Genomic DNA, 22,657 nt, shown 5'->3' on the forward strand with positions numbered 1-22,657 from the left:
TCTCCTTGGTTTGCAATCGTCACATGGCTCTGGCCAGGGCCGGAGACACAGGCTGTCGTGAAAACATTGGGTGATGCGGCAAGAGAGCACCGAAGGCGGTGAGCTTGTTGCCTCGTGGCTCAGTGAACGCCCCAAACGCGGTCTGTGCCGTGCGTTCCGGCACGACAGGTTTCCGCCATGCCGCTTCTTCGCAACGCCGCTTGAAGGCTTGCAGAAATTCGCCAATACCAAGCTGATTGTCGGCAGGCACGTCAGAAGGCGTGGGCGCACGATGTGTGTTGTGCAGGTGCATCCACAGACCAAAGGCCATTGGCCTGATCCAGGGCTTGTCGTGAATTTGAAAGCTCTTGGCAAAGGCATCAAAGCGGGGTCTGAGAGCTTCGCGCTCTCTGGCTCGTGCAGCATTGTTGGCTTCCTCTTTTTGCTGCATAGCCTGAAGGGCAGCGACAGATCGCTGTCTGGCTTCTGCCTCATTGGCGGCTGCCATCACGTCATCATCCAGCCAACGCTGACCTTTTAGCCAGTTGCTCATCTGCGGCACAAAGCGGCCTTGTTCACGCTGCCAGGTCTCCGAGGTCATGAAATGCCTGATGCTGGATTCAATTCGAGACAAAGGCGGCAACAAGCCCTCTCGCTGGAGACGTAGCCAGGCAGAACGGGCAAGGCCCTTGGCCTCTTTTTTGGGGTAGAGTTCCCATACTTTTTCAAAATTAGAGACAGACACACCCCCTCCCCCTGACACGGAAGGTAGAGGCGAGGCCGCAAAATCTGGCAACGCAGAACGCACGGGGGGTAAGGGGGGATTTTGTATTTCTCTTTGCTTGTTAAGAGTATTTATGTAGCCAACTTTTGGCTGTGGGCAGGCAGAGTCTGCCTGACGGCAGGCAGGATTTGCCTCTTGGCTTACCGACTTCAACGCAGCCGGTTCCAACATATAATAAACGGATGAGCGGTATTGCTCACGCCGAACATGCACGAGCTTGATTCCTACCAGCTCGGCCAGGTACTTCTTAACGCTGCTCACACTGCACGAAAGCCGAGCGGCCAGCTTGGCCTGGGAGGGCCAGCAGCGGTCGTTGTCCGAAGCGTAATTGCACAGCAGGGCATACATAATTTTGGCTCCAAAACTGATTGAGGTTTCCAACACAAATTGCGGTAAAATCGGCCCGTGAATCCGTCCTCTTGGTGCAAATGTCTGCATGGTTCGCGCTCTCTTCCCCAAGCGGGGTAGGCCGAAAAAAAGCAAAAACAAGCAGACTCGATGCACTTGACAAAGAGGAACCTTGCGGTTTAGTGTCATCTCACTGCAAAGAGAGATTTCACTCTGCTGATAAGCCGATACGCGCCAACGTATTGGCTTTTCGCCTTTCTAGGCCTTGGTTTTCCTCAACGTGTTTCCTTTGCTTGAGGTGATTGTCTGAGCGGCTGGCTCGTCAGGCCGTGGGCACCACCCACGACGCCCCCGCACCTGCATGACGCAAGTTCCCCTGCTGCTGTGGCGTAGAGCCACAAGCACAAGAGCGCGAGGTTTCGCCCTTCTTCCGTGAACACGGGAGGGGGGCGAATTTTTTGTGAGGGAGCGTGTACCGTGAAAGGAGACTGGGACTGAGAAAACAAAAAAGCCCCCCTTGGGCATTCGAGACGAATGACCAAGAAGAGCTTTGACAAGGTGAGCTTTGTAAGGGAAGGACGCGCCGCAAGCGCAGAGAGTCTCCCCCACGAAAGGTGGGGGCAGCGACAAGTGGGTACCCCAAGAAATTTTAGCAAATTTCCAGGGGTGGGGGCATAGTGGGGGAGAATTGCTGTGGGGGAAAAAGAAAAGCGGGCTAAAAGAAAGACTTTTTCTTCTAACCCGTTGATTTTCTTATGGTGCCGAAGGGGAGACTCGAACTCCCATGCCCTTGCGAGCACTAGACCCTGAACCTAGCGTGTCTACCAATTCCACCACTTCGGCGCGGGAGAAGAGCTACTAGCGCCGGGTATCTTTTTTGGCAAGCATTTTTTCGCGTCTGGAGTTTTTTTACCTTGTTGAAGCCCCTGGCTCTTTGGGGTAACCACAAGTACGGCATTACGCCCCACCGGAAATTACATGATCATAGCCCGAACATTCGACGATCTCGAAGGCGTCCTCAACGGCAGCTGTCTTACGATAGGCAACTTCGACGGCGTGCATCTGGCCCATCAGAAACTTCTGGCTCGCGTTCGCGAGAGGGCAAAGGCCTTGAATCTCGTGAGCCTGGCCGTCACCTTCGAGCCCCATCCAAGACGCGTGCTTCTGGCCAAGAACGATCCTCCCCGTCTCACCACGCCGGAGGTCAAGCTCGAGCTCATTGCGGCCAGCGGTATCGAGGCCTGCCTGGTGCTGCAGTTCACCCGCGCCTTTGCCGCCTTGGAACCCGAGGAGTTCGTTCGTGAGTGCCTGGTGCGCGATCTTGGCATGCGCGAGCTGATCATCGGCCACGACTGGGCCTTTGGGAAGGGGCGTCGGGGCGGGTATGAAACCCTCTCCGCTCTGGGCAGGGACATGGGGTTTGTTGTGGAGCGTCTTGCTCCGGTCCTGGTTGAGGACGCAGTGGTCAGCTCAACCCGCATCCGTGATATGCTCACCGCCGGAGACGTTTGGGATGCCAGAACCTTGCTTGGCAGGTTCCACAAGGTTCGCGGCGAGGTGATCCATGGTGCGGACAGGGGCGGAAAGCTCCTGGGTTTTCCCACTGCAAACGTCAATGTCACGGATCAGCTTCTCCCCAAAACGGGAGTGTACGCGGTTTGGGTCACCAAGGGTGAGCAGACGTGGTCAGGTGTGGCCAACATCGGCATGAATCCCACCTTTGGTGGCGACCACTTGAGTGTGGAGGCGCATATCTTCGACTATTCGGGCGATCTCTACGGCAAGGCCGTGGACCTGCATCTGGTGCAGCGCCTGCGCAGCGAGAAAAAGTTCTCTGGCGTGGAAGAACTCAAGGCCCGCATTGCCGAAGACGTGAAGCTGGCCAGGAGAATTCTGGCCGAACCAGAGGCCGGGCTTTAAAAAAGATTTCTTCGTCATCGAATCTAATGAGTTAAGCCCCCGTGTCGGCTGCCGACACGGGGGCTTAACTCATAAATGCGGGTCCAGGGGGATCATCCCCCTGGTGGGTGCAGGGCAGCGCCCCAACAAAATACCCCTACTTAGCCTCCACGAACTTCCCGCCTTTCACCTGGACCATGACCAGCGAGTCAGTGGCCAGTCCGTTGTGGTCCTCCGGCGTGACGTTGTACACGCCAGAGATGGCCACCACGCCCTTCAGGTTCTCCAGGGCCTCGCGCAGCTCGGCCTGCTCTGCCTTTCCGGCTTTTTTCAAACCTTCCACTAGAAGCGTCAGGGCGTCGGCCGCGTAACCGGAGTGGGTGTTCATGGGAAACTTGGACTGGAGCCCGGCGCCTTCGTAGTTTTTTACGAAAGACTCGATCACGGCTTTTTGCGGATCGGAGGCGGCCAGACCCTGGGCGACCATGAGCTTGGTTGCGGGCATGAGCACACCTTCGGCCCCGGCTCCGGCCAGTTTGAGGAAGTTGGGGCCTGCGATGCCGTGGGATTCCACGACAACGGGCTTGTCTCCCGGCAATTCTGAGAGGTTCTTTGCCGCGATGGCCGCGGCTGGGCCGATGGTCCAGATCACGACAGCCTGGGGTTTGGCCATGGCCACTTTGAATGCCTCGGCCGAGAAATCAGCACCCTTGGAGTCGATCCCCTCCTCGGCCACGATGGTCATTCCGTGCTTGGCCGCAAGGGTCTTCAGGGCCTCAAGCCCGTCCTGGCCGAAGGGATCCTTGGCGGTGAGCAGGGCCACCTTGGTCAAGCCTTTCGCCTTCAGGTGCGCGAAGATTTTCTCCACGGCCGTGTTGGTGCGCTGGGGCACCTTGAACGTCCACGTGAAGGGGCCGTACTTGCCTCCGGCAACGATGGCGTCGCCACCCACGGTCATTATGGCCGGAACCTTCTGCTCCTCGGTGTACTTCTTCACGGCCATGCCCTCACCAGTGGAGGTGGGGCCGATCAAGGCCAGCACCTTGTCGGACTCAACCAACTGGCGGGCCATGCGCAGCGCCACTTCGGGGGTGGACTGGGTGTCGTAGGCGATGAGCTTGAGCGGCCTGCCCATGACCCCGCCTTTGTCGTTAATTTCCTTGAGGGCCATCTCGGCTACCAGGCGCGTGGCCGTACCGATCTCCGCGGTTGGGCCGGATTCGGCGAAGATGCCGCCGATGAGAATGGGATCAGCGGCAAATGCTTTGCACGCCAGGCTAATCAAGACCAGGACAGTGAGCAGGATTCGAAGCGGCATACGCCCTCCCGGATATGGTGGTTCCGGGAGAAGTACACGCGAAAGGCTATCTGGGCAACAGACGCAGCCTTCCGGTCTCGCGCCAGTACCCGGCGATAAGGGCGGTGGTCAGGATGAGGCCGTGCACCAGCACCGTTGCCTCGCCCAGGGCATGGAACCAGGCCAACAGGGATTCCAGAACCACCACGGCTAGCAGGGGGCGAACAAGACGGCCTGGACCGCCGATAACCAGGAAGAGAAGCGTTTTGAGCGAAAGCCCCAGGTCGAATTGACCTGGGCTAATAAAACCAGTGGAGTTGGCCAGGATCATCCCGGCCATGGCGGACAACGCTCCTCCCACTCCAAAGGAGAGTGCCCGGGTGGAAACGCGGTCTATGCCGCAGCTGGACGCGGCCAGGGCGTCGTCCTTGCAGGCGAGAAGGGCCCTTCCCTGGCGCGAATGGCGCAATGCGGTGAAGAGATATCCTCCGAGCGCAAGCAAAGCGAGAAGGGCAGCGAAGGTGGCCCGGTCTCCTTTCAGTTCGCCGAGAAACGGCAGGGAGGGATGGGCAGAAACCATCATGCCGTTGGACCCGCCGGTTAACGGGGTGAAGGTCAGGATCAGGTTGACGAAAATAAGGCACAAACACAGCGTGGCCATGGCCAAGAAGCCTTCGCCGAGTTTTTCCAGGGGTTTGCTCACTCCGGCCGCGCAAACATAGGCGAACAGGGCTACCGCGGGAACGATTACAAGAGTTCCCTGGGGCCACAGGCCGTGCAGGATGACCGAGGCGTAGGCGCCCAGGCCACAGAAGGCGCCGGTTGCCATGGACGCCTGCCCGCCGAGGCCAAGGCTGAAGTTGAGGGCGAGCACGTTGGCGGCCAGGAAAAGGTGCTGGTTCAAGGTCAGCAGATGCACGTTGGGCAGGAAGGCGCCCAGGGCCATGATGAGGGCCAGAAAGGCTGAAAGATTCCTGAGCTCTCTGGCCACGCCCTAGACCTTCTGTTGCCTGTCCTGGGGCAGCCGGGCGAACACCAGCAATGCAACCAGCAGACTGTAGGTGAGGGTTTCCTTGAGATCCGCCGAGAAGGCCAGTGTCAGGCATGCCTCAATGACGCCAAGAAGCAGGCCTCCGGCAAACACCCGTGAGAGGGAGGAATAGCCGCCCAACGTGGCCGCCACGAATCCCTTGAGGCCAAGCCCGAAGCCCATGTCGTAGCGCAGCATGGTCTGGGGACCTATGGCCATGGCAGCCAGGGCCGCGAGCATTCCGGACAGGGCGAAGGACAGGGCCTGGGCCCTCACCGGGTTCACCCCCTGAAGCCTGGCGGCTAGGGCGTTCATCGACACGGCCCGGATGGCCCTTCCTGTGCGCGTAAGGGTAAGAAAAGCGGACAGCGTGGCCACGCTGGCCACTGCCAAAACCAGGGACGTGACGGTGTTGGCGCTAAGAAAGAATGCACCCAGGCGGAAGGGCGGGAGAACGACGAACTGTTCGAGCTTGAGAGGGTTCTTCCCCCAAATGAGAATGGCCGCACCCTGCCAGACCAGGCTTGCCGCCACGGTGAGCATGAGCTGGCGGAGCGGTTGGGCCGTGAGCGTCATTCCCAGGGTGGTGGCGTAGAGAACCTGGCCTAGAACGAAACCGAAGACGCCGGTGGCCAGAAGCGCGGTGACAGGCCCCAGTTCGAGGGCCTGGGAAAGGCTGTACAAGACCAATCCGCCCAGGAGGAGAAGTTCCCCCTGGGCGAAATTGATAAGCCGGCTCGAGTTGTAGACCAGGGAAAAGCCCAGGGCCATGAGCCCGTAGACAGCCCCCAGCGCCAACCCGGAGTTTACGGCCTGGGCCAGGTAAAGCGCCAGCACGCCGTTAAAGCGGGCGGGCTAGTTGCCCACCTCCTCCATGTTGCCGAACTGACCGGTCTGCTGAGCGGAGTTCAGGTCAAGAGGGTAGGCCAACACCAGGGTGCGACGGTTTTTGAGGCCCGTGGGTCCCGGGTAAGTGTTGATGCACACGATAAGGCTCTGGGAACCCTGGTTCTCCAGGTCGCCCACCTCGTAGCCGATGATGGTGCCCTTGATGCGCCTGGTCTTCCATTTCAGGTTGAGGCCCACGCCGTCCCAGGCCAGGGAGTGGATTTCGCCCTGGGAGAAGAAGCGGAAGTGCTCGAAGAACTGGGAGGCAATGGAGATGTTCTTGCTCACCAGAAGTTCAGGAGTCTTGCCGAGGACCACGGGCACCAGCGGCAGAGGCACATAGTAGTAGGACCAAAGATGGTTTTCGTTGGGCGTGGCCGTGGGGGGCAGCAGGGAATCGTGTTCGATGCCCATGCTGGACCCGGCGTACAGCTCCTCGGTCTTGGCGATCACGTCGTTCTTGCCGGAGACAACGTTCAAGTGGTCGCTGTCGTCGACGAACACCAGCTTGTAGCCGGCTTCCTCGGGCAAATAAGCGAAGTTGAAGGGATTGCACTTGGAGGGCAAGTTCAGTCTGGCACCAGGGGTAAGCTTGCCGCCCGAGTAGCTCATCTCATACACTCCGCCGGTGAAGAGCGCCTTGCGCTCTCCCTTGGAGCCGACCAACTGGGCCTGGAAACGGGGGGGGAGCTTCACAGAGGCAAGGTACCAAGGTTGGCGTTCGGCTTCCGCAACCAGCTTGTTGCCTTCCAGACGGTAGATGGTGGACTGGGGAAGCCTGTCGAAGTGGGAAGAGACGATGATGCGGCCGCTCTTGTCAGCTCCAAGCTTCAAGATGGAGACGCGGACGTTCTTCACTCGGGTGGAACCTTCAATCTTGGCCAAAAGAGCGAGCTGGCGGTCCTGCCAGCGATAGACGTATACTTCGGATTCCGAGATCATCACCACTTCGTTCTTGCCGTCGCCATCCACATCGCCCACGGCCATGCCGGTGGCGGCGTAGGGCAGGCTCTGGCTACGCCAGGATCCGGGGGTCTCGCTGTTGCCCGCGTACCGGAAGTTCGGGTTCAGATAGACCTGCTGGTTCTCTGCGGTCTGGTTGACCACGAAGCCGGGGTTCATCTGGTTGATCTTCTCCACAGGCTGACCGGTCTTGGGATCGCGGGCAGCCTCGGGGCGCTTGAACACCTGGGAGTTGATATCCTTGGCCACGCCTTCCATGGCCGGGATGATGGTGTTCAACTTGGTCTGAGCGGTTTGGGGGATGACTTGGCCCTTGGAATCCATCACCTTCACATCAAGGCTGGCGTCGTCTCCGGCGATGGTCATGGAACCGTAGACCACATAATCGGCCTTCAGGGCCGTCAAAAGGGCCTTGGCGTCGGAATCGGATTTCGGAGCGGTCTTTGCTTTCTGGTCGATCGCGGATTTATCCAGGGGCTGGAACTTGCCCTGCCATGTCAGGCGCGACACCAGCATGTCCTGGATGCCCTGGGAGAGATAGGCGAATTTGTCTGGGCCGTTGACGGTGAAAGGCAGTACGGCGAAGCTTTTCACCTGGGCCACTGCGGCCGAAGCTGACAATATGATGGCCAGTGCGGCCAGGAACACCACGCGGACGCGGATCATGCAAGAACCTCCATTGGCTTGGGAAAGCCTTTCCCGGCGTTACCGGGCGGGCAAGCTGTTAGCATTAACGCACATGCGAGGCAAAAGAAATGTGCGGGGTCATCCCTCGCCCCGCCAAGGGTTTAGGACACTGGAGAGGGAATGAACAAAATTTCATCTTTGCCGGTTCCACCCGGCCAGCTGATTCTTATACAACGACGTCCGTTCGCGGGATTCGGTTACAGCCGCTCTTGCAAAGGCCGGCTGGTTGAGCCATCCTGACCGCGTGGCACGATCCTTCCGTCTTGTCTGCGCAGCTTCTGAAGTGCCTCTGGTGGGGGCTCTGCTCACGGCTCAGGGGTTTGCCTTCGAGCCCGAGCCCTTCAGCCCGTGGTGTTTCAGGCTCGTGGCCGAGCCTTTCCCATTAGGCGCGTCCCTGGCCGCCAGTTTCGGCCTCCTCTACATTCAAGACCGTTCTTCCATGCTCCCCCCGCTTGCCCTGGCCCCTGGGGAAGGGGCAGCTGTCCTGGATATGTGCGCAAGCCCCGGGGGGAAGACTTCTTTTCTTGCCCAACTGACCGGCCGCTCCGGCTACGTGCTGGGCAACGAGCCCAGTGCCGACAGGCTGGCCACTCTTCGCCAGAACATGGCCCGCATGAACCTTCCCCAGGCAGTCACCTCCGGGGCCAAGGGCCAAGACCTGGACTTGCCCGACTCTTCGTTCGGCTGTATTCTTTTAGATCCTCCATGCAGCGGCTGGGGCACTGTGGAAAAAAATCCTCAAGTGCTCTCGCTCTGGCGCCCGGACAAGGTTGAACCGCTTGTTACCCTGCAACGCGAGCTTTTGACCAAGGCGAACAGGTTGTTGGCCCCAGGAGGGAGCCTTCTGTATTCCACCTGCACCACCAACCGGGACGAAAACGAAGAACAGGTTGCCTGGGCTGCGGCAGAGCTTGGGCTTTCAATATCGCCCTTGCCTCTGTTCGAGGGATTCAGCTTTCATGAACCGCTGCTCTTAGCCGCTCAGGGGACGTTGCGTGTGGACGGGGAGGGGTCGCAGGCCCAGGGATTCTACCTCGCTCTTCTCGTCAAACCAGAGTCAGCTGGTGGACCCGTGGAAGAAAAAAGTAATTCTCATCCCATTGCATTCGGCCAGGTGAACCCGACGGATTTGGCCACAGCCGGTTCGCGCGGGGAGGGGGGCAGGAAAAGCCGATCCGACTCTGTCCCAGGCAATTCGGGCCGGGCGCAACGCAGGAAGAGGCAGGCGCGAAAAGTGAGAAATGCAGAATCCTCAGGCGATATATCTGGAGATCTTCCGGCTGAGGCATTGAGCGATGAGAGCCTGGCCTGGGGGAACCTCCCTCCCGGTTTTTTTGAATTGTTTAAAGATGAGATGTGCTTCATACCCGCCCGGGGCGAGGGGTTGTTGCCTCTGCGCCGCAAGGGCCAGCGAGTGGGTTCGCTGAAGGGTGGGGTTTTCAGACCGTGGGCCAGGGCCAGGCTCTTGCTGCAAAGGCCCGGCATTGGACCGGAACTGAACGTGGATGAAACCGAGCCACTCTTGGCTCTCTTGGAGGGCCGGAGCATTCAGACGGATGTGAAATCCGTTCGGATGGGGCTTTATTTTCGGGGACTCCCCCTGGGATTTTTGACCGTCAAAGGGGGACGGGCCCTCTGGTCCGACAGGTGAAAGCATGATCAGAAACGTGATGCCACGAACCAGGCTCAGGCAGGGCTCCAAAAGCTATCCCGTCCCGGCCAGGTTCTTCGATTTCCACAAGATGCAGAAGGAAACGCCCATGACCGGTATTTTCCGCCGACTCGGACGCCTCTTCGACCCCGTGAGCGGTCGTGCAGTGATTCTGCCTTTGGACCACGGAGTCGGCGAGGGAATGCTGCCGGGGCTTGAAGCGGTGGGACGCCTGCTCGGGATGCTCGATGGGCGAAACGTACAGGGCGTGGTGTTGAACAAGGGCCCGGCCAGGGCTCACGGTGCCGTTCTCCCCCTGAACGTGAGCGTGATCGTGCAGCTCTCCGGCGGAACCAAGCACGCCTTGCCTCCCTACGGTCGCACGGTGGTCTGCTCCGTGAGCGAAGCCCTGCGGCTGGGGGCCGACGCGGTGAGCCTGCAGATTAACGTGGGCAATGATCAAGAGGACAGGATGCTCGCGGATTTCGGGGCCATGGCGGACGATGCCCACCAGGCTGGCCTGCCGGTACTGGCCATCATCCAGCCCAGGGGCGGGCATATAGTCAATGAGCTGGATTCGAGTCTCATTTCACACTGCATCCGTCTTGGCTCGGAACTTGGGGCGGACCTGACCGGAGTGCCATACAGTGGAGACCCGGAGAGCTTCGCCGAGGCGGTTGAATCTTCGGATGCGCCGGTACTGGTCACGGGTGGCCCGGGCCGGGGTGATTACCCCCGCTTCCTCTCAGCCATGGAGGAAGCCCTCAAGTGCGGTGCCGCCGGGTTGTGCGTCGGGCGAAATATCTTCCAGAGCCAGGACCCGGGCGAGGCCCTGGACCAGATCATCGCCTTGGTCCACTCCGAGCAGCCCGAACAGCAGGGACAACCGGAACAGTCCGAATAGGGAACCCACCGGCGCAGCGGGATAGGGAGATAACCCGGAAAGGCGGTTGTTCGCGTTTCTTGCGTGTTATCGCTGGCAGCGGACGGGCTGGCATTGAGGGTTTTGCAGGAGTTTTCCCCCGCTCGTGATGGAGATCGACCACCGCAATCTTGCCGGAGAGCCGCATGGAGCTGGCACGCCTGTTCGTGGGACTTCCCCTGCCCGAAAACTACCAGCGCGGATTGGAGCGACTCGTCCAATCTCTCAAGCCCGTTGTGCCAGGTTCATGTTCCTGGACCAGGCCCGGCAATTGGCACATCACGCTCGCCTTTTTGGGAGACATTCCCCTTGCACGCGCGCCAGAGCTCAGTGCCGTTCTGGCTGGTATTTCATGGAACGCCTTTTCCTTCATGGCTGGCGGGGGAGGGTTCTTTCCTTCAGCCAAGCGTCCACGGGTGGTGTGGGTGGGGGCAGCCGAAGGGGGAGACCGTTGCCGGGAGCTGGCTTCGTCCGTAGCTGGCGCTCTTGTCAGCCTGGGGCTCACATTGGATGAAAAACCATTCTCCGCGCATTTGACCGTGGGCCGAATAAAGTCCTCTCGGCCTGGTGCTGATTGGCAAAAAGTATCGGTTCTGCTCGAATCCGCACAATGGCCCGTCGTGAAGATGGATCGTTTCGTGCTTTGGCGATCGTTTCTTGGAGGAGATAAAGGAAGGGGCGGTGCGGCGGCAGGGCCGCCGGGGCCCCGTTACGTCCCTCTCGGGGAGTACGGAGCCTCCGGCTGATCCCTTCGGCCTCGTCAGGGCTGGGGCGAGCCTGGCTACAGGTAGTCGCCCCGGTTGAACTTGATCTGTTCCGTCACGGTCATGACTTCCAGTTCATTGACCAGCGACGAGAGTTGCGGGCTGTGCCCGTCCAGACCGGGGTGCTCGTCCTTGAGCTTTTTCACGTCGGCCTGAATGGTTTCGAGGGTTCCGTACGCCTGACGCAGCTGGGAGCTAGACCCGCTGGTCAGTTGTCCGGAATATTTTTCCCACTGGTTGAGAATGCTGTCCACGTTGTCCATGACCGCCTGCCTTTCGCTCGACACATCGGCGACCTTCTCGGCCGCCTGGGCGGCCACCGCCTGGGCCAAGCCGGTTACGCCGGCAAGGGAGGACAACGCGGCCGTGCCGGTTGCCGCTTGGCTTCCGTCAACCTCTTTGGCCAGAATTTCACCGAAATTCGTGGCCGGGGCGGACGTGGCCTTCTGGACCCTTCCCGTCTGCTGGGTGGGGGCGATCTGGTCGGTTTGGATTTTCATAGGCTGCATCTCCTCGCCCTGACGTATTCCTCGGGCTTACAATAGCAAAGCCCTTGCCAAAACCTGCTCGAATATAAGTGTCTAAAACAATTGAGTATCGTTGTTTTCAGCAGGGAACATTTTTCCCTGCTCAGTAAAAGGGAGCGGGACGTTGGGCCGGAAGACACATCCCTGTCCCTGGTCGGCAGCCGGAACCGGCCTAAGCGAACAGCCGGCTTCAAGATGGCATGCCCCATTGGCCCTGACACTAGTACACCCAAAACCCCTTGTCTATTCTCGTACCAAACGGCTAAGATACGCACCCGTACAACATGAAAATCATTGGAGGCGGCCATGGCCGAGTTCAAGAAGATTCTCTGCGCGGTGGATTTTTCCGATCACAGCCCCAAGCTGGCCGATTACGCCAAAAGCCTTGCCAAGTGTACAGGGGCAAAACTCTTGTGCGTGTATGTGGCGCCATCTCTTTCACAGTATGTGGGGTTCCACGTGCCGCCGAGTTCCATCGAGTCCTTTGTGGGCGAGATCGTCGCGGGCGCGGACACCAGCATGCAATCCTACCTGGATGCGCATTTTCAGGGAGTGGAAACCCAGGGCAAGGTGCTCGTGGGCTATCCAGCAGAAGAGATTCTCAACCTGGCGGAGGACGAAAACGCTGATCTTATCATCATGGGCACCCATGGGCGTACCGGTATCGACCGCATTCTCTTCGGCTCAGTGGCTGAAAAGATAGTCAAGAGTTCCAAGTGCCCGGTGTTGACCATTCGCCCCGAGCCGCACGGCGAGGATAAGGACTAAGAACGAAGGATTTAAGGATTAAGGACTCATGAATCCACAGGATACGTTACGACCTGAGATACTGGAATTCACACCATATTCTCCGGGCCTCTCCATTGACGAGATAAAGGAGCGTTACAAGCTTCCAAGCGTGATCAAGCTGGCCAGCAACGAGAATCCCCTCGGGGCTTCCCCGCTTGTCCAGCGCGTGCTGGCCCGCCGGGCCGAGGTGGTTTTTCGGTATCCCCAGTCCGGTAATCCCAAGCTGACCCAGGCCATTGCCGACTTCCACGGCGTTTCCTCCAAATGCGTGGTGCCGGGCAACGGCTCGGACGAGATCATCGACCTGTTGCTCCGGGTGAAAGCCAGGCCGGGAATTGACAATGTGGTTGCCTTTGACCCGTGTTTCAGCATCTACCGCCTCCAGGCAAAACTCTGCGGCGTGGAGATTCGCCAAGCCAGGCTCTCACCGGATTTCAGGTTTCCTTTCGAGGACCTGCTTGGCTTGTGCGATGAATACACCGCCCTGGTGTTTGTCACCAACCCGGACAATCCTTCGGGGCATGCGGTGAAGGCGGCGGAGCTGGCGTATCTGGCCAAGGCATTGCCGCCCCAAGCGCTCCTTGTGGTTGACGAGGCCTATGTGGAATTCGCCGACCCTGAGGAAGAATACTCGGTTATGGGTCGGCTGGGCAGTTTGGAGAACGTCGTTGTCCTGCGGACCTTCTCCAAGCTTTACGGCTTGGCGGGGCTTCGGCTTGGCTTCGGCGTCATGCCGGAGTGGCTGGCGGATCTGGTCATGAGAGTGCGCCTGCCGTTTAGCGTGAACCTGCTCGCGGAGGCTGCGGGCATGGCCGCGCTTGAGGACCGCCACTTCCGTCAGGCCACCCTGGAAACTGTGCGCAAGGGAAGGGCTTGGCTTTCCGGGGAGCTTGAGCGCCTTGGGTGCGACGTGCGCCCCTCCCAGGCAAACTTCATCCTGTTCACGCCCCCCATGGGGGCCAAGGCAGTGTTCGAAGCGCTCCTGGCCAAAGGAATCATCATTCGTCCGCTTGCCAGCTACGGGCTGCCAGAATGTCTGCGGGTGAGTATCGGGAGCGAGTCGGAAAATCAGTCTTTTGTGCAGGCTCTTGAAGCAATCCTCGGCGCCCATGGCTGAGAAGCTGATCATAACCATCGACGGCCCGGCCGGGGTTGGCAAGACTACCCTGGCCAGGAAAGTGGCCCAGGCCATGGGCATCGCCTATTTGGATACCGGGGCCATGTTCAGGACCACCGCGCTTAAGCTCGGCGATAAGGCATGGGGACTCTCAGCCGCGGAACTTAAGTCGCGGATGAGCGGCTTGAGCTTTGAGCTTGCGGGGAGTGGGACAAGTTCGGTTCTCTTGTGCGACGGGCGTCCGGTGGGGGATGAGGTGCGTACCGAGCAGGTTGGCATGTGGGCCTCCAACATGGCCGCCCGGCCGGAGGTCCGCGATTTCCAGAAGGCCGCGCAGCGTGCCATCGGCGAGCGGACGTCGCTCGTGGCCGAGGGGAGGGACATGGGCACCGTGGTCTTCCCTGGAGCCAGCCGCAAATTCTTTCTGGACGCCGATCCGGCCATCAGGGCCGAGCGAAGGGCGGAACAGTTGCGGGCAATGGGGCAGGATGCTGATGTCTTGGCCATTGAAGAATCCATCCGAGCCCGCGACCATCAAGACAGAAACCGCGCCGTCGCCCCTCTTATTCCGGCCGAAGATGCGGTGGTCATCGACACGTCGCAGATGAACTTGGAGCAGGTCTTTCAGCGGATCATGGATGACTTGAAAGAGTCATAGAGGATTTATCTCCAGGAACCTCTCGAGCATCGCGTTCACCTGACCTGGCACTTCAAGCGTCATGAAGTGGCCCGATCCCACCACTTGTCCTGTTATCAACTGGGGACACAGCTCACGCAACAGGACCGTGTCCGTCCTGGGCTTCGTCGAGCTCACGTACAGAAAAGGGGTACGGCAGGCCTGTGCGGCCGCTGCTCCGTCCGCGATTCGCCATTGTTCGAACAGGCTGACCACCACATGCTGCGGAGTGCCGAGCATCCTTCGGAGGATGGCTTGTTTGCGGTCGGGGTCGTCCGTGGGTTCGAATGCCGCCTCGAAGTAGCGGAGGAAATATCCCTGCCACGCTTCGGACTTAAGACCTTCCAGAAGTGAGTGGATGCGGCTTGGCCGTCCGGGCGGGGTAAGAACCGTGGAGTCCAGGCAGGCCAGGGTCAGGACCAGTGCCGGGTGACGGTGGGAGAGTTCGAGGGCAACGCCCCCTCCCATGCTGTGCCCGACGACGTTCATGGGAGAAAGCCCCATCTGTTCGGCCATTTCGGCGATGTCGTCGGACAAACGGGCGAACGTGTACGCGCAGTCGGGTTTGTCGCTGGCGCCGTGCCCGCGCAGGTCAGGGGCAATGACTCTGAAGCGCGCGGAAAAATACTCGATCTGCGGGGCAAGGAAGGTATGGTCGCAGCTGTTGCCATGGAGGAACAGGATGGTCCGGGCGCCTTGACGGGAGTCGTACACCGAGAGGCTGGTCTGGTCTTTTAGCGTGACTCGAGAATAACTCATGTGAGGCTTTTACGGATTGTGAGGCCTGTCGGCAAGGAGCAGCCATCCGGGAGCTACGGATGACCTTCGATCGGGGCCAACCGGAAACAGACATGGAGCGTAAAACGCGGCACGCTCAAGCCAACACCCACAAGATGAGATGGGAAACCCCATTGAGGCTTGTTATAATTGAGAAACTTTAATTTTTTCAGGAACCAGGCGTAAAAGCAGAGTTTCTTCTTGGCTTGGGAATAACCGGCTTTTCTGCCAGATGTTTTTTTTCTTGCGGGAGACTGTGCAGGGCGTATGAGGGAATCAATGTCAAGGGTGGTCTTTGGCAGATGTCACAACCGCAACGGAGGGTATTGATCGTTAATCCGCAGTCCCATAGCGGGCGATTGAGCGCCCTTGAGGATTCGTCAGACGCGCGGTAGGCCCCGCAATTAATCAGGGCAGGGCCGGTCACCCGGCAGGGCGCGTGAGGGCGAATCCTTTTTTTTTGGTTTTATATTGAGTGCGCGCATGGCCAGGTAGAGTTCCCGGCTTACCCAGGCGTCAGTTGCGGCGTAGCAAATCTGCGCCTCGGAAAGAATTTTAACCTCCCAGTTGGTGAGGCGGGCTTTTTTTGAAACGCGCACTCCCAGAAGAGACGCCGCGAGATTGCGCAGTCCCGTCACGGGCCAGCCGAACTTTCTGGCCCACTCGCCTATGTCTTCGAACCCCTTCGGCTCCACAGGCCCTATCCTGCCAAGCGCATTGAGGTCGTCGCGAACAGCCACGCCGGCCTTGACCACGGAAACGTCCCCAATGACTTCGGCCAAGGCCTCCCAGGCACCGAAACCGCCGGAGCGAACAAGTACCACCACGTTGTCCCCGGCAAGCTGGACGAGAGATGGTGAATATCTGACGCCACGCTTGAAGGTCGGGCGGGTTTCCGTGTCAAACCCGAGCACCGGGTTTCCTTTCAGCAGTTTCAATGCGTGCAGGGCCTGGTCAGTTGTTTCGGCCACCACGACGTTCCCTGGGAACCGGGCCTGGGGTAGGCACGCGAGTTCTTCCGGGAGCAGGGCACGGGGTGGTTCGAAATGAGTGCTCATTGGGCCATGGGGGGCGCGGAAAGCGCTGATGGGGGAGGAGGTTGGGTGAAATAGCGTTCCACGAACTCGTCGATGACGATGTCCGGTTTTTCGCTCAGGATGGTCTGCGTGTCGAATGCACGCACATGTACGGCATCAGTGGGGAATGGCCAGACAAAGTACATCCGGGAGAAGTGCTCGGCTAAGTAGGGTATGATCTCGTGGACGAATGAGTCCCGGATCACCACGGCCCTGGGTAGAGAGGTGTCCGGATTTTCATACACGGTCAACGGTTGAAAATGGTTCAGTTGGGCTTCAACGCCATGAATCTCACGGGCTCTGCGCGGTTTTCTGGGCTCGAGGATGATGACGTTCTCCGGATAGAGATCGCCCAGGGCGATCATGTATGAGAGGCCGCCCAGAAGGCCGGGCCGTTCGGCCAGTGAATATTCAGACAAGTCCGATGGGGTGAGGGCGGGAAAATACTTTTGAAGCCTCTTGGCCAGATGCTGGTAGGCGAAGAAGGCTCCGAACGGCGTCCAGTGGCTGTCGGTGCGGTAGTAGCTGAGTCCTTTGGATTTGGCCTCGAAAAGCGCTGGGCGCAGGTCCACGATGTCAACGCCCGCTGCCGTAAGAGCCTTGGCCATCTGGTCCAGTTTGGAGTTGTCCCTGGTCTTGTTGAATCGATCAGGAATGAATTCAGGGTAGATGCTTGCCTTGTTCGGGGCCACCACCACCATGTAATGAATGCCCCTCTCGGCGAGCCAGTCCCGTCGGGCGGTAAATATCCTTACCCATGTATCGATTTGGTTCTGGGGGAGGGGAGATATGACGCGGTAGTCGTAGATGACGTTCAACTGCGGGTTTTCCTGAGCCAGGAAGAGCCAGTCGTCCTTGCCGACCAGAACCGGATCGTGGGGCATGGATGCCCCGAGCAGCCGTACGTCCATCAGTTGCTCCCAGCGGACCAGCACCTTGCGCAGGCCGAAGTTGCGGTCAAGCCAGTTGCGCCTGAGGTTGTAAACCACCTGGCCAAGAGTGGGCAGGTCGAGCTGGAACTCGGGCATGAAGTTAGGCTGGGAGTCCTGCAGGGGCACGTACGGATTTACTCCGAACATTTGTGCTGTAGGAGGGGCGCAGATGGCGGCCAGAAAGAGCGCCGAGGTCAGAATGGCTGCGGCCAGTCCGAGCCTGCGTGCCGGTGTTCTCTCCATGGTTTAGAACTGGAAGTAGATGAAGGGATTGTGCGTGCCGCTCGCCAGAGACATGCAGGAGAGGATGAGAATGATCGGGGTGGCCACCAGGCCGACCAGCGCGTCGATGCCGGGGCCAACGGCCAGGCTGGGTGACCGTTCCAATTGACGATGCCTCCAGTCGCGTATCCAGGGGATGATTGGAAGCGAACCGATCACTCCCAGGCCAAGCATCATAATTACCTTGGGGTTGAGGAACAGGTTTACGTGCCATTCCTTGCCGCTGCCCAGGCTGATCCCGGCCATGGCCTTGAGGAATGCCTCGGCCTGTCCAAGGCTCTCCGCCCGGAAGAACACCCAGCCAACCATGAACACCAGGATGGTGTAGACGTGTGATACCGGGCGCCAGGTGGTGTCTATCCATTTGCCGAAGCGCGTGCGCTCAAGACCCAGGAATGCTCCGTGGTACAGGCCCCAGACGATGAAGCTCCAGCTTGCGCCGTGCCAGAGGCCGCACAAGAAAAATACGAGAATGAGGTTGAAGGTCACCCTGGCGTTGGAGCAGCGGTTGCCGCCCAGCGGAATATAGAGGTAGTCGCGGTACCAGGTTGAAAGAGAGATGTGCCAGCGGCGCCAGAACTCGCGGATGCTCCGGGAAATATAGGGGTAGTTGAAGTTCTCCATGAATTTGAATCCGAACATGTGGCCCAGGCCTATGGCCATGTCCGAGTATCCGGAGAAATCGAAATAGATTTGCAGGGTGTAGCAGATCACGCCCAGCCAGGCCACCGGCGTGGTGAGCTGGTCCGAGGGTATGCTGAAAATCTTGTCCGCCGGAAGAGCAACCACGTTGGCGATCAGTACTTTCTTGCCGAGTCCGCTCACGAAGCGGTTGACCCCGTATGCGAAGCGTTCCACGCCAACGGTCCGCTTGCTGAGCTGGTCGGCGATGTCCTTGTAGCGGATGATGGGGCCGGCCACGAGCTGGGGGAAAAGGGCTATGTAGAGGGATAGCTGCGGCAGAGAAGTGTTCGGAGGGGTCTGCTTCCGGTAGATGTCCATCAGGTAGGATATGCAGTGGAACGTGAAGAAGGACACGCCGATGGGCAGATGGATCTTGCCGATCTCCATCCGGGCGAGGCCGAGAGGGTCGGCCACGTAGAGATTCAAGTTGTCGACGATGAAGTTGGTGTACTTGAAAATTACCAGCAAGGTTATGTTGAATGCGATGGCAAGGCCTATCTGGAGTTTGGCCGAGGAGTTTTCATGGGCCCGGTGCACCCAGAGGCCGAAAAAGTAGTTGGCCATGATGGATATGGCCATGACCACGGTGTATATCCCCTCTCCCCAGGCGTAGAAGATAAAGCTGGCAACCAGCAGGACAAGATTGCGAAGTCCCAGGGTCGGCGCAGCCACGTAGTAGAGCAGAAGCACCAGGGGGAGGAAATAGAAGAGAAAGGACGCTGAACTGAAAACCATGTTTCCCTGCGGCAAGGCGGATTGTTGGGCGAGAATCGCACGCGAGTCGCAGCCCCTTACCCGATGGAGGATGTTTTGACAACTCTGGTCCAGGAGCTGTAGCTGCTGTGCCGGAGGTACGCGTGAAGCAGATCGGAACACGTGTGGGAGTGGCAATTCCGTCCACGGGGGCAAGGAAGTGGCATGATCTCATGCTGGAGTGCCTTGGCGAAGCCGGGATCGCGGTGGCCTGGGGAGGGGTTTCATTGTCCGAGGTGCCAAGCCCCTGGTGCTGCCTGCTGCCATTGGAGAGGCTTATAGCGGGGCCTCGGCCGGACCTGTTCGCACACACACCGATTGATGCGGTCTCTTTGGAACACGTCTCGGCGGAACTGCTTGTCCTCTCTCCCGGACAGCGAATTTCCGACGAACTCCTCTCCCGCTTGCCTCTGGGAGCTTTCGAGATCGCGCCCATCCATCCAAAACTCATGGGGAACGGAGTACTTGAGGGGCGGGTGGTGTGGCGAAGGGCCGGATGCGTGCCACGGCTTGCCGCCTCAACCTTTACGTGCCTTAGCGGACCGTTTCCGCTCTCCTGGGCGGGACCGCATATGGCAAAGATGGCGAGGCTGCCCGCAAGGCTTGCGCGACGACTTGCTCTTGAGGGTGAATCGTTCTGGGATTCTTGCCCTGAGGCTGAACCGCTACCGCTGTTTTCACCTGGGTTAGGGGATTGGATACGCTTCTTTGGCGGTCTTGCTGCGTTCGGACTCAAGCGGGCCTGGCAGGATATTTTCCACCGGCGTCAATGGCATCTGGCGCTCCGCCCTGGAAACGGCGATCCTCTCCGGTCGGGGTTCTCCATACAGCGGTTCACTCCGGTGTACCCGCCCAAAGGATTAGGCTGGGCTGATCCGGTCGTGTTCGTAAAGGACGGGCGCAGGTGGCTCTTCATCGAGGAAATCCCAGGCCAGGGAAAAGGTGTGCTCAGCGTGATGGAGCTTACTCCAGATGGCGGCCTGGACAAGCCCAGCAGGGTATTGGAGGAGCCGTTTCACCTCTCCTATCCCAGGGTGTTCGAGCATGAAGGGACCGTGTACATGGTCCCGGAGACCGCCCAGGCCAAACAAGTACGGCTTTACAGGAGCACGGAGTTCCCGGGAGGCTGGGTGTTGGACAGAATCCTCTTGGACGATGTTTCAGCCACGGACGCGACTTTTCTGGAACACGGCGGGAGCTGGTGGATGTTCGTGAACATCCGGGAGGAAGGGGGATCGTCCTGGGACGAGCTTCATCTGTACCGGAGCGATACTCGTTTCGGGCCGTTTGAACCCCACCCGCTAAACCCGGTAGTGTCGGACGTGCGCCGGGCCAGGCCCGCAGGCCTCATCATCAAGCGAGGGAGCAGGCTCTTCAGGCCGGCTCAGGATTGTTCGAGCTGGTACGGTCGCGCCCTGTCGATGATGGAGATCATCCGATTGGACGAGAGCGGCTATGAGGAAAGAGAGGCTGCACGGCTCGAACCAGAACTCATTCCCGGCAGCTTCTGCCTACATACCTTTGAATCCGAGGGAACCCTTGAGATCGTCGACGGGCAGCGGCGCGTTCCCTTTTGGCGCTGAAGAGTCCGCATCCTTGGAGGCGCTGACCGGGCCAGCTTTGACGAGTTCCACGAATTCGCAGCTGATCCCCTGCTTCACCGCCTTGAACGCGGTCACCTTCATTTCCACCTCCTGGTTTTCCTCGAGAGTGGGTGGGGTGTGCTGCAGCAGATACTGCCCGGTGAATTTCACCGCGTAGCGAACGCCCTCTGAATCGACACCCACAGCCCGGAGCACACCGTCCTGTTCCTGAAGTCCGGTTACCGTGCCGCGCAAGAGCACTGGTTCGGTAGGCTTCTCCTGGCCGAAGTAGATCATGAAGAGAAAGACCGCCAGACAGGCGATGATGAGCTTCTTTGGGGATTTCAGGTCATTGACCCGCATATCGTCTCCTTCATTTGGGCCATGGCTCGCATCTTGCTAAGATATGTTCCAAACAAGGAGGCCGCCATGTCACCTAACAACAATGACTTCTTGGACGCGCTGGCCGCCACCCAGAACACCAGCAGAAACAAGCTCCATGAACTCGACACCGGCGACGTGGCCATCTCGCCTGCGGCCTTGCGGGCCATGGGCAAGGCCGCGAGGGCCCTGCTGGTCAAGGTCCTGGGCGCGGGCAACGCCCAATCCATGTCGCTTACGGAGATCGTGAGGATCTTCGCGTCCAAACTCTACTGGAACGAGACCGGCGGAGAGCTCATCATGTGCGCCGATTTCGACGGGCGCACAGTGTGTCTTCCAATCCCGGCCGAGCATTGGAACGTCAACGTGAACGGACGGCTCCAATAGCGGACTGTTGGAAGAGGGCGTAGCGCCGGGGTTATTTTTCCCCGGCCTTCACCTCGTTCCAGAGTCCGTCCCAATCAGTAAGCTTGAATTTCGAGGTGTCCAGGCCCCGGGTTCGGGCCAACTCCTCCATGGCGTTGAACCGGGCCAGGAACTTGGCGTTCGCTCCTTCCAAGGCAGCGTTGGCCTTTACTCCGAGCCTGCGGCCGTATTCCACCAGGCTGAAGAGATAATCCCCGAATTCAGATTCCACCCTGGCCAGGTCTCCGGAGGCTTTGGCTTCCTGCAACTCGTCCCATTCCGCGGCAAGCTGGGCGGTCTGGTCCTGGTCGGACTCCCAGGTGAAATGGTGCCTGGCCGCCTTGGAGTTGAACCGGTAGGCCTTGAGCAGGGCGGGCAGGCCCTTGGGCAGGGACTCGAATATTCCCTCTTTGTTGTCCTTCTCTTCGCGCTTGATGCGCTCCCAGTTCTTGAGAAGTTGGTCCTGGTTCTCCACCTTGAGCCCCTCGAACACGTGGGGGTGGCGCCGGATCATCTTGGCGGTGATGGAGTCCAGGGAATCGCCCAGAGTGAATGAGCCTTTCTCTTCATAGAGCTTGGCGATGAAGCACAGGAGAAACATCACGTCCCCCAGTTCCTCCATGGCGGCCGGCGTATCACCGGCGCGGATGGCCTCCACCAGTTCGAATGCTTCTTCGATGACGTAGTCGCACAGGGTGTCCGGGGTCTGCTTGCGGTCCCAGGGGCAGCCGCCGGGGCCAAGAAGTGTGGCGACCACCTGGCGCAGTTTGGCCAGGGATTCGCCGGAAGTGTCGGCCATGGGTGTATCCTTCGCTAATCAGGTCTGGTTGGAGCCGGGCTTGGCCCGGTTGTCGGGAGGGTTGCCCGTTTTCTTTGGCTGGGTCGGAGCGTTCTGCTTCGGCTGGGGCTGCGGCTCCTGAACCGGCTTTTTCTGGGGAACCACTGGAGGGGGCGTCAGGCTTTTGAGCTTCTGTTTCCAGTCCGCAGGGATGAATTGGGAGAGGTAGGAGTCAACCTTTTCAAGCACCGGCACCAGCCTGGAGGATTGCATGAAGTCAGGCTTGGGAAGGAGCACGGTCCACACCCAAAGAACCAGGGCGGTGATGAAGATGCCCTTGGCCAGGCCGAAGAACCCGCCGAAAAATTTGTTGGCCCAGTCGATGAGAGTGAGCTTCATGAGCGCCGTAAGCCCGGACACCAGGAGCGAGCAGGCGATCATCACGCCAACGAATATCAGGATGAAGGCGGCCGGGGCCGCGAAGGCCGGGTTGGAAACCAATGAGGTTAAGTGCGGGGAGACCTGGGGCGAATAGAGCACGGCCACCTTGAAGCCCAGAATGAGGGCCAGGATGGAGGCAGCCTCTTTGATTAGGCCCCGGAAATAGCCCCGGAAAAAGAAGAAGCCCCAGATGACCAAAAGGGCCAGGTCGGCGATGTTCACGAAGTTTGCCTAACAGTTTTTT

22 protein-coding genes and 1 tRNA gene are annotated in these 22,657 nt (G+C 59.4%); 9 read left to right on the forward strand and 14 right to left on the reverse strand.

The genetic code is table 11. The features are described from left to right. Nucleotides 1-19 precede the first annotated feature (19 nt). Both HY795_01190 and HY795_01195 read right to left on the reverse strand, forming a co-directional pair. The gene (locus tag HY795_01190; protein MBI4803830.1) at nt 20-1,201 is read right to left on the reverse strand and encodes a helix-turn-helix domain-containing protein; all 1,182 of its coding nucleotides are present in this window, start codon (nt 1,199-1,201) and stop codon (nt 20-22) included. Nucleotides 1,202-1,867: 666 nt separating this feature from the next. Further along, nucleotides 1,868-1,954, reverse strand: a tRNA-Leu gene (locus HY795_01195). A 135-nt stretch (nt 1,955-2,089) separates the two neighbouring features. Between HY795_01195 and HY795_01200 the strand changes: the two genes are divergently transcribed. After that, nucleotides 2,090-3,031, forward strand: coding sequence for a bifunctional riboflavin kinase/FAD synthetase (locus HY795_01200; GenBank protein MBI4803831.1), 942 nt, complete (start codon nt 2,090-2,092; stop codon nt 3,029-3,031). Between the two features lie 136 nt (nt 3,032-3,167). Here the strand turns inward: HY795_01200 and HY795_01205 are convergent, their stop codons facing one another. From HY795_01205 to HY795_01220, 4 genes are read right to left on the reverse strand one after another with little or no spacing between them, the layout of a single operon-like run. Further along, nucleotides 3,168-4,328 (reverse strand): ABC transporter substrate-binding protein, encoded by a 1,161-nt coding sequence (locus HY795_01205; protein MBI4803832.1) that lies wholly within the window; start codon nt 4,326-4,328, stop codon nt 3,168-3,170. A 46-nt stretch (nt 4,329-4,374) separates the two neighbouring features. Then, on the reverse strand, nt 4,375-5,253 hold the full coding sequence (locus tag HY795_01210; protein MBI4803833.1) for a branched-chain amino acid ABC transporter permease: 879 nt from the start codon (nt 5,251-5,253) through the stop codon (nt 4,375-4,377). A gap of 48 nt (nt 5,254-5,301) precedes the next feature. Beyond that, nucleotides 5,302-6,174, reverse strand: coding sequence for a branched-chain amino acid ABC transporter permease (locus HY795_01215; GenBank protein ID MBI4803834.1), 873 nt, complete (start codon nt 6,172-6,174; stop codon nt 5,302-5,304). Nucleotides 6,175-6,192: 18 nt separating this feature from the next. Next, nucleotides 6,193-7,854: a VCBS repeat-containing protein gene (locus tag HY795_01220; protein MBI4803835.1), complete on the reverse strand. Its 1,662-nt coding sequence runs from the start codon at nt 7,852-7,854 to the stop codon at nt 6,193-6,195. 265 nt (nt 7,855-8,119) lie between these two features. On the opposite strand from HY795_01220, the gene HY795_01225 reads away from it, so the two are divergent. From HY795_01225 to thpR, 3 genes are all read left to right on the forward strand, one after another. After that, entirely contained in the window at nt 8,120-9,526 is a 1,407-nt protein-coding gene (locus HY795_01225) for an RsmB/NOP family class I SAM-dependent RNA methyltransferase (protein MBI4803836.1), read from the forward strand. Nucleotides 9,527-9,635: 109 nt separating this feature from the next. Then, complete coding sequence (locus tag HY795_01230) at nt 9,636-10,430, forward strand: fructose-bisphosphate aldolase (GenBank protein MBI4803837.1); 795 nt, start codon at nt 9,636-9,638, stop codon at nt 10,428-10,430. Nucleotides 10,431-10,594: 164 nt separating this feature from the next. Then, nucleotides 10,595-11,194 carry an RNA 2',3'-cyclic phosphodiesterase gene (gene thpR / locus HY795_01235; GenBank protein MBI4803838.1) on the forward strand — a complete coding sequence of 200 codons (600 nt, stop codon included), beginning with the start codon at nt 10,595-10,597 and terminating at the stop codon, nt 11,192-11,194. Nucleotides 11,195-11,229: 35 nt separating this feature from the next. Here thpR and HY795_01240 read toward each other — a convergent pair whose 3' ends face one another. Next, nucleotides 11,230-11,712: a hypothetical protein gene (locus HY795_01240; GenBank protein MBI4803839.1), complete on the reverse strand. Its 483-nt coding sequence runs from the start codon at nt 11,710-11,712 to the stop codon at nt 11,230-11,232. Nucleotides 11,713-12,045: 333 nt separating this feature from the next. On the opposite strand from HY795_01240, the gene HY795_01245 reads away from it, so the two are divergent. The 3 genes from HY795_01245 to HY795_01255 are packed head-to-tail and all read left to right on the forward strand — an operon-like array spanning nt 12,046 to nt 14,303. Next, nucleotides 12,046-12,507, forward strand: a complete 462-nt coding sequence (locus HY795_01245) for a universal stress protein (GenBank protein ID MBI4803840.1) — start codon at nt 12,046-12,048, stop codon at nt 12,505-12,507. Nucleotides 12,508-12,535: 28 nt separating this feature from the next. Further along, on the forward strand, nt 12,536-13,645 hold the full coding sequence (gene hisC, locus HY795_01250) for a histidinol-phosphate transaminase (GenBank protein ID MBI4803841.1): 1,110 nt from the start codon (nt 12,536-12,538) through the stop codon (nt 13,643-13,645). Next, complete coding sequence (locus HY795_01255; protein MBI4803842.1) at nt 13,638-14,303, forward strand: (d)CMP kinase; 666 nt, start codon at nt 13,638-13,640, stop codon at nt 14,301-14,303. Before hisC ends, HY795_01255 begins: the two co-directional genes overlap by 8 nt. Here HY795_01255 and HY795_01260 read toward each other — a convergent pair. The 4 genes from HY795_01260 to HY795_01275 all read right to left on the reverse strand — a co-directional run bounded on the left by HY795_01260 (nt 14,298) and on the right by HY795_01275 (nt 18,807). Then, nucleotides 14,298-15,080 (reverse strand): alpha/beta hydrolase, encoded by a 783-nt coding sequence (locus HY795_01260; GenBank protein ID MBI4803843.1) that lies wholly within the window; start codon nt 15,078-15,080, stop codon nt 14,298-14,300. The genes HY795_01255 and HY795_01260 overlap by 6 nt on opposite strands. A 422-nt stretch (nt 15,081-15,502) precedes the next feature. Further along, nucleotides 15,503-16,069 (reverse strand): 3'-5' exonuclease domain-containing protein 2, encoded by a 567-nt coding sequence (locus HY795_01265; GenBank protein MBI4803844.1) that lies wholly within the window; start codon nt 16,067-16,069, stop codon nt 15,503-15,505. An 83-nt stretch (nt 16,070-16,152) separates the two neighbouring features. Beyond that, complete coding sequence (locus tag HY795_01270; protein MBI4803845.1) at nt 16,153-17,349, reverse strand: hypothetical protein; 1,197 nt, start codon at nt 17,347-17,349, stop codon at nt 16,153-16,155. Between the two features lie 3 nt (nt 17,350-17,352). Beyond that, complete coding sequence (locus HY795_01275) at nt 17,353-18,807, reverse strand: MBOAT family protein (protein MBI4803846.1); 1,455 nt, start codon at nt 18,805-18,807, stop codon at nt 17,353-17,355. Nucleotides 18,808-18,929: 122 nt separating this feature from the next. On the opposite strand from HY795_01275, the gene HY795_01280 reads away from it, so the two are divergent. Next, nucleotides 18,930-20,408 (forward strand): hypothetical protein, encoded by a 1,479-nt coding sequence (locus HY795_01280; protein MBI4803847.1) that lies wholly within the window; start codon nt 18,930-18,932, stop codon nt 20,406-20,408. Here the strand turns inward: HY795_01280 and HY795_01285 are convergent. Beyond that, nucleotides 20,337-20,771: a hypothetical protein gene (locus HY795_01285; GenBank protein MBI4803848.1), complete on the reverse strand. Its 435-nt coding sequence runs from the start codon at nt 20,769-20,771 to the stop codon at nt 20,337-20,339. The two genes, HY795_01280 and HY795_01285, sit on opposite strands and share 72 nt — an antisense overlap. A gap of 66 nt (nt 20,772-20,837) precedes the next feature. Here HY795_01285 and HY795_01290 point away from each other — a divergent pair, with 66 nt between their 5' ends. Beyond that, complete coding sequence (locus tag HY795_01290) at nt 20,838-21,176, forward strand: hypothetical protein (protein MBI4803849.1); 339 nt, start codon at nt 20,838-20,840, stop codon at nt 21,174-21,176. 31 nt (nt 21,177-21,207) lie between these two features. On the opposite strand, the gene mazG is transcribed toward HY795_01290, so the two are convergent. Together mazG and HY795_01300 are read right to left on the reverse strand one after the other, a co-directional pair. Continuing rightward, the gene (mazG, locus tag HY795_01295) at nt 21,208-21,993 is read right to left on the reverse strand and encodes a nucleoside triphosphate pyrophosphohydrolase (protein ID MBI4803850.1); all 786 of its coding nucleotides are present in this window, start codon (nt 21,991-21,993) and stop codon (nt 21,208-21,210) included. Nucleotides 21,994-22,011: 18 nt separating this feature from the next. After that, a complete protein-coding gene (locus HY795_01300; protein MBI4803851.1) occupies nt 22,012-22,635 on the reverse strand; it encodes a CvpA family protein in 624 nt (207 codons plus the stop codon). Nucleotides 22,636-22,657 lie beyond the last annotated feature (22 nt).

This window comes from Desulfovibrio sp. (assembly GCA_016208105.1).
Classification (GTDB): domain Bacteria; phylum Desulfobacterota; class Desulfovibrionia; order Desulfovibrionales; family Desulfovibrionaceae; genus Fundidesulfovibrio.